The organism is Pseudomonas sp. 05N433, assembly GCF_056396925.1.
Genome location: NZ_JBFTML010000086.1, coordinates 1 through 13529 on the forward strand (window position 1 = coordinate 1; position 13529 = coordinate 13529).

At 58.3% G+C, this 13529-nt stretch carries 13 protein-coding genes; 5 read left to right on the forward strand and 8 right to left on the reverse strand.

Features of this window, described 5'->3' with window-relative positions; genetic code table 11:
* The 4 genes from AC1DIS_RS28555 to AC1DIS_RS28570 form a co-directional block, all read right to left on the reverse strand.
* The coding region (locus AC1DIS_RS28555; RefSeq protein ID WP_477781247.1) for an N-acetyltransferase family protein at positions 1–377 on the reverse strand (377 nt) is incomplete at its 3' end.
* Between the two features lie 24 nt (positions 378–401).
* Positions 402–1055, reverse strand: coding sequence for a peroxiredoxin (locus AC1DIS_RS28560; protein ID WP_018928249.1), 654 nt, complete (start codon positions 1053–1055; stop codon positions 402–404).
* A gap of 168 nt (positions 1056–1223) precedes the next feature.
* Complete coding sequence (locus AC1DIS_RS28565; RefSeq protein WP_086945331.1) at positions 1224–2636, reverse strand: purine-cytosine permease family protein; 1413 nt, start codon at positions 2634–2636, stop codon at positions 1224–1226.
* Between the two features lie 223 nt (positions 2637–2859).
* Entirely contained in the window at positions 2860–3891 is a 1032-nt protein-coding gene (locus AC1DIS_RS28570; protein ID WP_018928251.1) for a lysozyme inhibitor LprI family protein, read from the reverse strand.
* 130 nt (positions 3892–4021) lie between these two features.
* Between AC1DIS_RS28570 and AC1DIS_RS28575 the strand changes: the two genes are divergently transcribed.
* A complete protein-coding gene (locus tag AC1DIS_RS28575; RefSeq protein ID WP_019582000.1) occupies positions 4022–4312 on the forward strand; it encodes a DUF3630 family protein in 291 nt (96 codons plus the stop codon).
* A 76-nt stretch (positions 4313–4388) separates the two neighbouring features.
* Here the strand turns inward: AC1DIS_RS28575 and AC1DIS_RS28580 are convergent, their stop codons facing one another.
* Together AC1DIS_RS28580 and ggt are read right to left on the reverse strand one after the other, a co-directional pair.
* Positions 4389–4922 carry a cysteine hydrolase family protein gene (locus AC1DIS_RS28580; protein ID WP_018928252.1) on the reverse strand — a complete coding sequence of 178 codons (534 nt, stop codon included), beginning with the start codon at positions 4920–4922 and terminating at the stop codon, positions 4389–4391.
* A 150-nt stretch (positions 4923–5072) separates the two neighbouring features.
* A complete protein-coding gene (gene ggt, locus AC1DIS_RS28585) occupies positions 5073–6800 on the reverse strand; it encodes a gamma-glutamyltransferase (RefSeq protein WP_028939763.1) in 1728 nt (575 codons plus the stop codon).
* A 152-nt stretch (positions 6801–6952) separates the two neighbouring features.
* Between ggt and AC1DIS_RS28590 the strand changes: the two genes are divergently transcribed.
* Positions 6953–7468: a methylated-DNA--[protein]-cysteine S-methyltransferase gene (locus tag AC1DIS_RS28590; RefSeq protein ID WP_477781248.1), complete on the forward strand. Its 516-nt coding sequence runs from the start codon at positions 6953–6955 to the stop codon at positions 7466–7468.
* Positions 7469–7498: 30 nt separating this feature from the next.
* On the opposite strand, the gene AC1DIS_RS28595 is transcribed toward AC1DIS_RS28590, so the two are convergent.
* Positions 7499–8374 (reverse strand): LysR family transcriptional regulator, encoded by an 876-nt coding sequence (locus tag AC1DIS_RS28595; RefSeq protein ID WP_018928255.1) that lies wholly within the window; start codon positions 8372–8374, stop codon positions 7499–7501.
* 114 nt (positions 8375–8488) lie between these two features.
* Here AC1DIS_RS28595 and AC1DIS_RS28600 point away from each other — a divergent pair, with 114 nt between their 5' ends.
* Complete coding sequence (locus AC1DIS_RS28600; protein ID WP_477744326.1) at positions 8489–9706, forward strand: YbfB/YjiJ family MFS transporter; 1218 nt, start codon at positions 8489–8491, stop codon at positions 9704–9706.
* Positions 9707–9727: 21 nt separating this feature from the next.
* Here the strand turns inward: AC1DIS_RS28600 and AC1DIS_RS28605 are convergent, their stop codons facing one another.
* Positions 9728–11539, reverse strand: coding sequence for an ABC transporter ATP-binding protein (locus AC1DIS_RS28605; protein ID WP_477744327.1), 1812 nt, complete (start codon positions 11537–11539; stop codon positions 9728–9730).
* Positions 11540–11785: 246 nt separating this feature from the next.
* On the opposite strand from AC1DIS_RS28605, the gene AC1DIS_RS28610 reads away from it, so the two are divergent.
* Positions 11786–12199 (forward strand): VOC family protein, encoded by a 414-nt coding sequence (locus AC1DIS_RS28610; RefSeq protein WP_477781249.1) that lies wholly within the window; start codon positions 11786–11788, stop codon positions 12197–12199.
* 607 nt (positions 12200–12806) lie between these two features.
* On the forward strand, positions 12807–13529 hold a 723-nt coding region (locus AC1DIS_RS28615; RefSeq protein ID WP_477781250.1), incomplete at its 3' end, for a winged helix-turn-helix domain-containing protein.

Below are 13529 nucleotides of genomic sequence, written 5' to 3' on the forward strand. Positions count from 1 at the left end.
AGGTGATTGTCCGTGGCCGTTTCCAGYACCATGCCCTTGGCGCCGGTCAACAGCGCAAAGGCTCGGGCGGTGTTCATCAGCAACGTCCCTACCCCTCTGCCGCGGGCGGCAGGTGTGGTGAAGAGGTCGTTGAGCAGCCAGGTGCGGTGGGCGTCGATGGAGGAGAACGTCGGGTACAACTGGACAAAGCCGAGCGCTTCGCCCGTGGAGTCCTCGGCGAAGAAAATCACCGATTCGTCCCTGGCGATGCGCTCTGCGATGAAAGCGCGAGACTGCATCAGGTTCGAGGGCTGGCCGTAAAAGCCTCGATAGGCGTCGAAGAGGCTGGCGACTTTATCGATGTGGGTTGCATCAACGCGCAGGACCTGGACGGCCATGTGGGTGGTCTCCGAACAGATGAGTTACTTCGGTTGCGCCACGGTGCGCAAATAAGGTTTCAGCGTCTTGAAGCCATCCGGGTATTTCTTCCTGGCGTCCTCATCGGAGACCGAAGTGGGAATGATGACGTCCTCGCCCGGACGCCAGTTCACCGGCGTGGCAACGGTGTGCTTGGCGTTCAGTTGCAGAGAATCGAGCAGACGCAGAACTTCATCGAAGTTGCGCCCGGCACTCATCGGGTAGATCAGCATCGCCTTGACCTTTTTGTCCGGGCCGATAATGAACACCGAACGCACCGTGGCATTGTCCACGGCAGTCCGTGCGCCGCCACTGGCATTCGGATGAATCATGTCGTAGAGCTTCGCCACCACCAGGTTCTCGTCGCCGATCATGGGGTAGTTGACCGCATGCCCCTGGGTCTCTTCGATGTCTTTGGCCCAGGTCTTATGGTTACTGACAGGGTCGACACTGAGCCCGACGATTTTGGTGTTGCGCTTATCGAACTCCGGCTTGAGCCCCGCCATATAGCCAAGTTCAGTGGTGCACACCGGGGTGAAGTCCTTGGGGTGCGAGAACAGAATCGCCCACTTGTCACCGATCCACTCATGGAAATGCAGCGGGCCCTCGGTGCTTTCAGCGGTAAAGTCCGGTGCTTCGTCTCCAATACGGATTGCCATGTTCGTTCTCCTTACAGTTGAGTCGTAGGGAAGTCGCCGGAGCGCTGGCTGCTGTTCCGGCGGCATTCGGTGTCTGTGTTAAATCGTCAACGCGGATCAGTATAGGAGACGCTCGAGGACCCGGTAGTTAGCCCCGCGCCCGCCCTGCCCCCTTTGATGACCGGGCATTCAAGCCTGCGAACTGCGCTCGACCGACACCGCAAGCGCAGATGTCCTGGCCAGCCAGTAATAGAGCATGCCCGGCACCACCAGCCCGACGATCCAGGAAATATCGACACCGCCGAGCTGCGCGACCATTGGTCCGGAGTAGAAGTGAGTGTCGACAAAAGGCAGCTGGACCAACACACCGAGCACATACACGCTGATCCCCAACACATTCCAACGGCCATAACGCCCCGCCGGGTCGGACAACGCCGGGATGTCATAGCGCTCCTTGTTGATGAAGTAGTAGTCCACCAGGTTGATCGCGCTCCACGGCGTGAAGAACGTCAGCAGAAAGAGGATGAAGTACTTGAACGTGCTCAGGAACGAGTACTGCCCCAGCAGCGCCAGCGTGGTGGACGCGCCGACAATCACCAGCACAAACAGCATGCGTTTACCGGCGGATATTTCGAAGCCACGACGAAAGCCACTGATGATGGTGGCCACGCACATGAAGCTGCCATAAGCGTTGAGGGTCGACACCGTGACCTTGCCGAACACCACGCTCAAGTACAGCAGGGAGGCCATCACCCCGGTACTGCCCAACCCGACGATGGTGGCGACCTCATGTCCACGAAAATTTGCGCCCGCCAACGCAGCGGCGAACACTCCCAGCACCATGGAAGCCTGGGCCCCCACCACCGTCCCCAGGCCGACGGCGGTGAACGTCTTCCAGGACGAGGTCTTGCTCGGCAGGTAGCGTGAGTAGTCGGCCACATAAGGGCCGAACGCGATCTGCCAGGATGCGGAAAGAGACACCGCCAGCAAGAAAGTACTCCAGCCGAAATGGCGGTTTTCCAGCAACAGACCGATATCGTTGAGCGTCATCAACCGGGTAAACAGATAGACGAAGGCGATGATCCCCAGCACGCTCGCCACCCTGCCCACCAGGTGGATGACCCGATAACCGAAGAGGGTCAGAAACGCGATGCAGGAGGCGAAAATCAGGATGCCGGCGCTGTCACTGACATGGACCAATTGAGCAATGGCCTGCCCCGACAGTACCGCGCCGGTGGCGCTGAAGCCGAGGTACATCAGACACACCAGCACAATCGGAATCGCCGCCCCATAGACCCCGAACTGCACGCGACTGGAGATCATCTGCGGCAGCCCGAGCTTGGGTCCTTGTGCAGCGTGCAGCGCCACCACCGCGCCGCCGAGCAACTGGCCGACCAGCAAACCAATGAGTGACCAGAACACATCGCCACCCAGCACCACGGCTAGCGCGCCGGTCACAATCGCCGTGATCTGCAGATTGGCGCCGAGCCACAGGGTGAACTGGCTGTAGAGGCTGCCATGGCGCTCGGCCTCGGGGATGTAATCGATCGAGCGTGTCTCGATCAGGGGACTTCGCTGCTGGGTATCGCTGACCTTGGTCATTTTTGTGTTCTCTTCTTATTGAGGTAGACGCTAATGCCAGTGAGCCAAAGTGCAGAACCTGTGGGAGCGAGGCTTTCGTCGCTCAAATTTCTTAACTTACCGGCATTGGGGCGTGCTTTTATTTCTGTTGTTCCGTTACCGCCCACTTCTATCGAGCCAACAACCGAGTCTAGACATAACTACTCGTCAGCGTCGCATTAGCGCGGTCGCCAACGAGATTGCATTAAGGCATCAGATCCAACGGCATCACCTGCCCTTTCGTTCGCTCGTCATACCAATGCTGCAGCACATCGGGTAAGCGGCCTTTCCAATCCGACGCGTTGGTGTAGTAACGGGCTCGGGAATTGTTCTGCTCATCGAACACCAGCAGCACTAGCCAAAATCGAACGTCCGCTGTACGCATGAGGATGGCGGCGTTGGTATTGCCCAGCCCGCGTACCCACATTTCAGTCACTTCGGCGCCCGGCAGGTCATTCGACTCATCGCCGATCAGCCTGGAACTGCTGCTGTCCACCAGCGTCTGGTAATCGTCCTTGAGCAATTGCCGCAATGCATCGTCTTCTTGCTGTGTACGCGCCAACCCCAGACTCAGCAAATCGTTGTCCAGAGCCAAGGGCTGTTCCGACGCGACATAGCGCCCGGCATAGAACACGCCCATGCCCGCACCACAATCGGCATCGGCGCCGTCCTGGGTGACATCAAGCACGCCGTTGATGGCTTGGAAGGTCAACGCGCATGCACCTTCGACGTAATGCGCCTGAGTGCCATCCAGTTTGGCGACGCCATCCAGGTCGCCAGAGTTGGCGCCGCTCGCGGCAGAAACTTCGAAGACGAGATGAGTCGAATCCCGACGCTTTGTCTTCAACTCAGCTCCCGTCGAAACGCCCCAGGGAATGCGCTGCCAAGTCGCGTCCCAGGTAAACGGAATGGCCGCGTGTTCGAGTTCAGTGATGCGCATCAAGTACTGTTGGCGCAGGCAATCGATTTGGTCTGCGCAGCGGTTACGTTGTTTCAACCACTGACGCTGGTCTGCTTTTAACGCTTTCGGGGCGGTGACTTTTTCCAGCGTCGAGCGCCAGACCGCTCCCAGTTTTTGGTCCAGCTTCGACGTGTAAGCGTCGGCGCAAATGGCTTTTTCACTGGAGCTGGCGGCGCTGGTGCAATCGAAGCTACTGGCATGGGCTGCGGCAGAGAATGCGAGAAACCCCAGCAGTAAAGCGCGGCGAGCGTTAGAGCAGAACAAGGTCGGGGGCATGGGCAGATTCCATTCTTTGAGCGCGCCAGTATGCCGAGACAAATGTGAAAAGGCGCTTGTTTTGGTATGGCTCGCTCGCCACAAATCCAGCAGGAAGCGTAAAGTCATGCTCATTCTCAAGGAGCAAAACATGACTGATCCGTCGCCCCCGCCACCACGGGAAATTTATCTCTCGCAGACATCCGACCGGGATCTGTTCAATCGCATCGCCAGTGAGTTGGCACGAGGGCTGGGCGGGACCTGGACGGCACAGATCAATGGGTTGGACCAGCGTTATTGGGACCTGGCCGTCGAAGGGCAGACGATTACGCTGCATCTGGAACACTACCTGGGGATCATGCTGCTGGTGGAGGACGCGGATCCGGACTGGATTGCGTCGGAGCGTTTTCAGGCGGTGGTGCGGCGGCTACAGACGGATTGAACAAAAACGGGCGCCATGATCGGCGCCCGTTTCATTTGAAGCGAGAGGGAAATACATCCAGGAACCACCGATGCTTTCAGATATTGATTTCGCTGGCCGGCACGACATCGATCCGCGCCACGGAACCGGTCAGGTGCGCCAGATCCTTGTTGTGTTCGGTGATGATGTCTTCGGCGCTCATCGTGCCATTGTCGATCGTGGAATGAGCATCGGACGCCAGCACCACGTCGTAGCCTCGCGATAATGCCTCACGGACCGTCGCGTTGACGCAGTAGTCGGTTTGCAGGCCGCAGATAATCAGGCGTTCGACGTCCAGCTCTTGCAGATGTTCATGCAGGTGGGTCTGGTAGAACGAATCCGGGGTGGTTTTGCGCACGCGCAGGTCTTGGGGTGACGTCTTCAGGCCGTCTGCCAGTTGCCAGCCTTCGGCGCCGTATTGCAGCAGGTCGCCCTCTTCTTCGTGCTGGATCAGGATGACCGGAATATTGGCGACTCGGGCTTTGGTGCTGAGGCCGTTGATGGTGTCGATGACGCGCTGGATGTCGAAGCATTCATACTCGCCGGTGCACAGCGCGCGTTGGACATCGATGATCAGGAGTGCGGTGCTCATGGCTTCCTTCCTTAGACAGGTCGCTGGAACGATGGATTTCAACTCCCTTCTAGCCTGTAGCAACTTGCGAGGCTAAGTTTTGCGAGGATACGTTCAAGGGTCGGGGATCGAGGCCACCCAGGGAGTCGGGGTGGCCGATGATCGCCTGTTTCAGTAACCGAGCGACAGCCCGGTATTGCGCCGTGGATCGTTCGCCCCATAGAAGCGGTTCTTGCCCACAGGTTTGCCTTCCAGCGAAGGCGCACCTACCAGAATAGCTGCAATATGGTTGGGGTCCTGCGGGCCGGCAAACTTGTGGCCCCAACTTTCGAGCATCTTCTTGGTGTCCGGACTGGTGGCGAAGTTCTCCAGGTTGGTTTCTTCCGGCAGCCATTGCTGGTGGAAACGCGGCGCATCCACCGCTTCCTGGATGTTCATGCCGTAGTCGATCACGTTGAGCATGGTCAGCAGGGTTGCGGTGATGATGCGACTGCCACCGGGGGTGCCGACGACCATGACGACTTTGCCATCCTTGGTGACGATGGTCGGGCTCATGGACGACAGCGGTGCCTTGCCAGGGGCGATGGCATTGGCTTCGCCCTGCACCAGGCCGTACATGTTCGGCACGCCGATTTTCGAGGTGAAGTCGTCCATTTCATCATTGAGGATGACCCCGGTTTTGCTCGCCATCACACCGGCGCCGAACCAGTCGTTGAGGGTGTAGGTCACCGATACCGCGTTGCCCCATTTGTCGACGATCGAGTAATGGGTGGTGTTACTGCCTTCGTGGGGCGCTACGCCAGGTTTGAGCTCGCGGGACACGCCGGCCTTTTGCGGATCGATGGCGGCGCGGATTTTGGTCGCGTAGTTTTTATCCAGCAAATGGGCGATCGGATTTTTCACGAAATCCGGGTCGCCGAGGTAGCTGTTGCGGTCCACATACGCGTGGCGCATCGCTTCGATCTGGTAGTGCATGGCCTGCGCCGAGCGGTAGCCGAGGTCTTTCATCGGGTAGCCGTCGAGGATGTTCATGATCTCGCAGATCACCACACCGCCGGAGCTTGGCGGCGGCGCCGAGACCACGTGGTAGCCGCGGTAGTCGCACTCGATGGGTGCCAGTTCGCGGGTCTGGTATTTGTCGAGGTCGGCCTGGGTGATGATGCCCTTGTTGGCCTGGCTGGAGGTGACAATAGCGTCGGCCACCCAGCCTTTATAGAAACCGTCGGCGCCCTTCTCGGAAATTTCCCGCAGGGTTTTGCTCAAGTCTTTTTGCACGAGTTTCTGCCCGACCTGCATCGGCTCGCCATTGCTCAGGAAGATCGAGCCCGAGTCGCGCATGTCTTTCTTGAAGACGTCTGTGGCGTACTCCAGCAAATCGACATCGCCCTGCTCCAGCACAAAACCGTCTTCGGCAAGCTTGATCGCAGGGGCGATCACTTCCTTGCGGGGTTTGGTGCCGAATTTCTTCAGCGCCAGCTCCATGCCAGACACAGTGCCCGGCACGCCGACGGCCAAGTGGCCGCGGGTGCTGAGATCAGGGATGACGTTGCCCTGTTTGTCGAGGTACATGTCGGCCGTGGCGGCCAGGGGCGCTTTTTCACGGAAGTCGAGGAAGGTCTTGCGCCCGTCCGCCAATTGAATCGTCATGAAGCCGCCGCCGCCCAGGTTGCCTGCAGCGGGGTACACCACCGCCAGCGCATAACCCACCGCGACCGCCGCATCGACAGCATTGCCGCCATTCTTGAGGACATCGACGCCAACGTGGCTGGCCAGATGCTGGGCGGTGACGACCATGCCATTTTCGGCCGCGACCGGGGCGACGGAGGCCGCATGGGCCATCAGGCAGCTCAGCGCCAATGAGGTCGCCATGAGCGATTTGGCAAAAGGTTCGAACTTCATGGGTCGGTCTCTTTTTTGTTTTTAGGCTCTGTGGAAAAACAGAGGGAACGGTTCAAAAGCAGTTGGCAAGTATGGCTGCTATTGCGTATTGCGCCTCCCCGGCGAGGCAGTATGCTGGGCCCCTGTTCAGCACGTGTGCGGAGTCCGCCGGCATGACCTACACCTTCACCACCCTGGCGTCGCCGGTCGGCGAGTTGAAGCTGGTCGCGAAAGGCACGCGTCTGGCGGCCATCCTCTGGGAAAACGACAAACCCGGCCGGGTAAGACTGGGGCCGATGAGTGAAGCGGCGGACAACCCGATCCTGATACGCGCCGCACAGCAGTTGCGGGAATACTTTGCCGGCACGCGTAATCAGTTCGAGCTGGAACTGGACTTTGCCGGGACGGACTTTCAGAAGYAGGTGTGGCAGGCATTGCTGACGATTCCGTTTGGCGAGACGCGCAGCTACAGCGAGATAGCCCGGCAGATCGGCAATCCCAGCGCGGTTCGGGCAGTGGGCGCGGCCAACGGCAAAAATCCGATATCGATTGTCGCGCCGTGTCATCGGGTGATTGGGGCGTCGGGGAAATTGACGGGGTTCGCCGGGGGGCTTGAGGCGAAAGAACGGTTGCTGACGCTGGAAGGCTGTGAATGGTCGGGGGCCGGCAGGATGGGGGATTTGTTTTGACTGAATGGGCACCGACACGAGCAGCCTGACTTATTCATTCTCCAGTGCAAACGCCTCGACAATCTGCTCAATCACCGCCCGCACCCGCGCGGTGTGGCGCAGGTCCGCATGGGTCACCAGCCACACTTCATACGGCAGCGGGCGTGTGCGTTCCGGCCAGAGCCTGACCAGCCCATCGCGCTCGCCCATGTACACCGGGATCTCCCCCACCCCGAGACCTGCGGCAATCGAACGACGCACCAGCAGGCTGGAACTCAGGCTGGCGACAATCCGCCCACGGCTCAGGGGTTCCGAGACCAGGGTCATGTTCTTGTTGCCCTGCAAGTACGGCTGATACACCACCAGATCATGCCCCTCGAAGGCCGAGCCCGGTTGCGGCATGCCGTTGGCCTCGACATAACTTCGCGAGGCGAACAGCCCCACCGGCCAGCGCGCGATGCGCCGGGCGATCAGGTCGGGGTTGTCCGGCCGGGTGTTGCGCACGGCGATGTCGGCTTCACGCTTGGCCAGGCTGAGGATTTGCGTGGAGGCGTCCAACTGCACCCGCACGTCGGGGTGCACCGCATGCAAACGAGCGATGGCCGGGATCAGAAAATCGATGGCTAGAGAATCGGTAGTGCTGACGCGCACATTGCCGATCAATCGTTCGTCTAGGCCCTGAATCTGTCGCTCCAGCTCAAATGCCGAGTGCTCCATCTTTTCCACGGATTGCAACGCCGCTTCGCCGACCGCTGTCAGCGCATAGCCCTCGGAGGTGCGCAGAAACAGAGTCGCGCTCAACGATTTTTCCAGCGCGGCGATTCGCCGGCCGACGGTTGCCTGATCGATCTTCAGCACCCGTGCCGCGCCGCGTAGCGTCGATTCGCGACAAACCGCCAAAAACACTCGCGCATCATCCCAATTCATGGCGTTTCCTGTAGTGATGCATATACGCATCATCGTAGCGAGAAATCGCAGCAATATTGCATCAGCGTTCCTCGATATGCTGGAGGCCAAGCACAATTTCACAGGACCGCTCCCATGCACAGCACATCCCTCGACACTGGGCGCAGCGCGATCTGGCTGCCGATCTTCGCCGGCCTCTGCGCCAGCCTGGTCAGTATTGGTCTGGCGCGTTTTGCCTACACGCCGTTGATACCGTCGTTGATTCAGGCCCAGTGGTTTTCCGCCAGCGACGTGGTGTACCTCGGCGCCGCCAATCTGGTGGGCTACTTGATCGGCGCACTGATCGGCCATCCGCTGGCCCGTCGCACATCCAACAAAGCCGCTTTGCGGATGATGATGCTGGCGGTGACACTAGCCTTTTTTGCCTGTGCCTTTCCGTTATCGGTGAGTTGGTTCTTCGGTTGGCGATTGCTGTCGGGGATTGCCGGTGGCGCGATCATGGTGCTGGTGGCGGCGACCGTATTGCCCCATGTGCCCGCCTCGCGCCGAGGCCTGGCCAGCGGTGCGATTTTCCTGGGCATCGGCTTGGGCATCGCCGGCTCAGGCACCCTCGTTCCGCCACTGCTGAGCCTTGGCTTACAGAACACTTGGCTTGGGCTCGGCGCCTTGGCCTTGATTCTGACCGCCGCCAGCTGGTTTGGCTGGCCGTCATCCGTTGCCAATGAAACGGCTGCACCGCACGCTCAGTACACCAAATCGCCGTTTGATCCCAACCTTTATCTGCTGTTTGCACAGTACGCGTTCATGGCTGCCGGGCTGGTGCCAGCCATGGTGTTTCTGGTGGATTACGTGGCACGCGGTCTCGGTGCCGGGCCCCATGTCGGTGCACTGATCTGGGTGATGTACGGCCTCGGCGCGATAGTCGGGCCGGTGAGTTATGGCTTTCTGGCCGATCAACTGGGGGCGAAGCTGAGCATCCGCGTGGTCCTGGTGGTACAGGCGATTGCCGTCGGCCTGCTGGCTATATCGAGTTCGTTCACCGCCCTGGCCCTGCTGGCAGTCATCCTCGGTTCGTTCCCACCGGGCATCGTGCCGCTGGCGCTGGCCCGGGTGCATGAGCTGGTGCCACAACACCATCACCAGCAAGTGGCCTGGAGCCGCGCCACGGTTTCATTCGCAACCTTTCAGGCCATCGCCGGGTTTGCCTACTCGGCGCTGTTCAACGCCAGCGGCGGTCATCACGGGTTACTGTTCGTCATCGCGGCCGGGGCCATCGTCGTCGCGCTCTTGCTGGAACAGGCTTTGCGCTTGCTGAACCTGCGCGACCGGATGATGCCGGTGGGTTGTTCATGATCGCGCAACCCAAGTTTGCGGCTATCGATAACCACGCGCCTGCACGTTGAACAACTGCGCATAGCGCCCACCCGCCGCGACCAGGCTGTCGTGATCGCCTCGCTCAAGGATCGACCCCTGGTCCAGCACGATGATGTGGTCGGCATTGCGCACGCTGGAGAAGCGGTGAGAAATCAGCAACGTCATGCGCCCTTCGGTGTGTTGGCTGAAATGCTCGAACACCGCCGCTTCCGCCGCCGGATCCAGGGCCGAGGTCGGTTCGTCCAGGATCAGGATATCGGCGTCGCGGCGCATGTAGGCGCGAGACAAGGCGATCTTCTGCCATTGCCCACCGGACAGTTCCTGCCCACCGGCAAACCATCGCCCCAACTGCGTGGCATAACCACGATCCAGACGCTCGATGAAGGGCGCAGCCATACCCTCGGCGGCCGCTTGCTGCCAACGGGTTTCATCGTTGAACGCCAGGGTGTCGCCCACACCAATGTTCTCGCCGACGGAGAACTGGTAGCGAATGTAGTCCTGGAAAATCACGCCGATGCGCCGTCTCAGCGCCTCTTCTTCCCAGGCCTGCAAATCACTGCCATCCAACAAAATGCGGCCCTGATCAGGGCGATACAACCGCGTCAGCAACTTGATCAGCGTGGTTTTACCCGAGCCGTTTTCCCCCACCAGCGCGACACTGTGTCCGGGCAACAGATGCAGATCGATGCCCTGCAAAGCAGCGCGGCTCGCCCCCGGATAACGGAAACCGACACTCTCGAAACGCAACCCATCGCCGGGCACCGCACCCACTGTAAGGCTTCCGGCATCGGCCACCACCGGTTCGGCCAGATACTCATAGAGGCTCGACAGGTAAAGACCATCCTCATAGAGACCGCTGATCGCGCTCAAGCTGCTGCTCACCGCCGTCTGCCCCTGCTTGAACAGCACCAGGTACATGGTCATTTGCCCGAGGCTGATGCTGCCGTGAACGGTATCGACCACAACCCACGCATAGGCCAGATAAAACGCCGCGGTGCCCAGCAGTCCCAGCACAAATCCCCAGCCATCGCGACGCAACGTCAGGCGCCGGTCTTCGGCGTAGAGACAAGCAAACGTGTCCCGATAACGCTGCAACAACAGCGGCGCGAAGCCAAACAGCTTCACCTCTTTGATGTAGCCCTCATGGGAGAGCAGTGTCTCGATGTAGTTCTGCTGCCGACTCTCCGGCGCCCGGCGCGTGAACAGCCGAAAGGCATCCCCGGAAAAGTGCGCTTCAGCAAAGAACACCGGCAATGCCCCGACCACCAGCAGTACCAGCGCCCAGGGCGAAAAATGCACCAGCAACACGCCAAAGCTGATCAACACGATCAGGTTCTGGATCAGCCCCAGCGACTTCATCACCAGCGCCAATGGCCGGGTCGATGCCTCGCGCCGCACCCGAACCAGCTTGTCGTAGAACTCGGAGTTCTCGAACTGCACCAACGATAACGTCTGGGCCTTCTCCAGAATCATCGTGTTGACCTTCTGCCCCAACTGCACCCGCAACAGCGACTGCTGCACCGACAGCGCGCGCTGCGTCCCGGACAGCAACGCAAGCACACCCGCTTCAAACAGCACATAGCGCACAACCGGCCACAACGGTGCGCTGCCCTGTTGCGCGTGCAACTGCATCGCGGTCACTACCGCGTCGACAATCCGCTGCCCCAACCAGGCTGCCAGTGCCGGCAGCACACCAGCGATCAGCGTCGCCAGCACCAACCCCAGAAACAGCCCGCGGGACGTACCCCAGACCAGCAACAAGGCACGCCTCGCCTGGTCGAGCAAAGAGGCGAAACGGGTAAGGACAGGCATGGGCGATGGACTCGGTGGCGGATGTAAAGGGGCGCTGCAGGTCATACTGTATGGGGAATGAGCGACGCCCGCTTTACGTGGATATGAGGTGATAAGCCTCGCCTCGCCCATAGGAAAAACATCTAAAAAAGTATCGTCGCTCACCACGTTTTAGCGCTTTGCTATGAGGAGTCAACGCCTATCGGGATTGGAAGACGAACCTGAACGTCCAACCAATGTGCCCCACTCCATCACCGGGAGCAGAACATGAAAATCACCCCCTACCTGATCTTCAACGGCGACTGCCAGGACGCCTTCAACTTCTACGCCAAAAGCCTGCCTGGCCAGATCGAAGTCATGATGACCTTCGGCGAAACTCCGGCTCGCGACCATGTGCCAGCGGACTGCCACAACCTGATCATTCATACGCGCCTGTTGGTCGGGGATCAGTCGATCATGGGGTCGGATACCACACCCGATCGCCCCAGCGCCGGCATGAGCGGTTGTTCGGTGTCATTGAATGTCGACCGTGTGGTTGAGGCAGAGCGAGTGTTTGCGGCATTGGCGCAAGGCGGGAGTATTCAAATGCCATTGGAGACGACGTTCTGGGCGGCACGCTTCGGGATGCTGGTCGATCGGTTTGGCGTGTCATGGATGATTAATTGCGAAAAAGACCWATGACCGGCTCTCCCCTTAGACTAATACTTAAGTATAATGGCCATCTGATATCATTCTTAGCTTTTTGTATTCAGTAACTAGGTAGAATAACTACACTGCTCACAAATTCAGCTCTTGACATAAAATATTACAAATATAATGCAAAAGGAGTAAATTAATATACCCCCGCTCTCATTTGCCCTAAAAAGAGGCGACAGTTGAACTGGCGCCTTTCGAGCGCGCACCCAAACTGCCATAGAAGACCGTGGAATATCCTTATAAATCAACTCCAGAAATCAAAAATGCGGACTTCCGCACAGTTTATACGCAAGACTTCTCTGTGATGCCTCGTTCTGTAGCCCGATCCGCGGATCAGCCACGCTTCAGTGTTGATCATAGAAAAGTCAACCTAGAGGGCCTAGTCCGACGCAAAGGCGCTCACCAACTAAATCGGATATCAAAAAATCAAATTGGCTAAAGCCTCCACAGTTGGCTATGTCATTGATTCAACTGAAACTACTGGCAATGGAATGGCACCTGCTGACAAGCTCAAAATGTTATAAAAAGTCAGATAATTTCAGTATTATGTGTATTAAGATTGCAGCGCCAGCACATATGAGTAATTTGCACGATGAGTACTGAGAGCAAAATCGAAAATAGCCAGAGGGGTATTCTCGCTATTGGGCGCACTTGGCGCTCGGCAGAGAAACTTCGACAGTTATTTGCACCCAATCTCACGCATATATATACATTAGATTACACAAACCCATTAAATCCAGATAGCGAAGCTCAAGCCCACGATGCCGTACTAATCGACATTGAAAGCCCTTCCATTCTTAATGACTGCCTGGCGCTCATCAAGAAATTACGTACGAGCCCAACAGAACTGTCCATTATCGTTGCAATCAATTTTCGCGCTCCGCAAACCAAAATTGAATGTTACCTGGCCGGTGCAGATCATTGTATCAATGTACCTAACGACCAGGATGAAAAAGCCAGGTTAATTTCAGAGTTGCTCGAAACACCTGAATGGCAGCCTGCCATTAAGTTGACCTTGGACCAAACATGCCTGCACTTATACAACGATGAGCTCAAACTGGATCTGGCTTATCAGGAAATGAAAGCCCTGGATGCGCTTATCAATGCAGAAGGTAATATCCTGCACCATGACTCCATGGCCGAATCCATGGGTTTGAATATCAAACTCTATGACTCGCGTGTTCTGGAGAAATCCATAAGCCGCCTTCGAAACAAAATCAAAAAGCACTTCGGCATTAACATCATTCATAGTGTTCGCGGTTATGGCTATCGATTGCTTCGAGGGGTCGTCTCAGTAAAGCAAGCAAACTTTCAT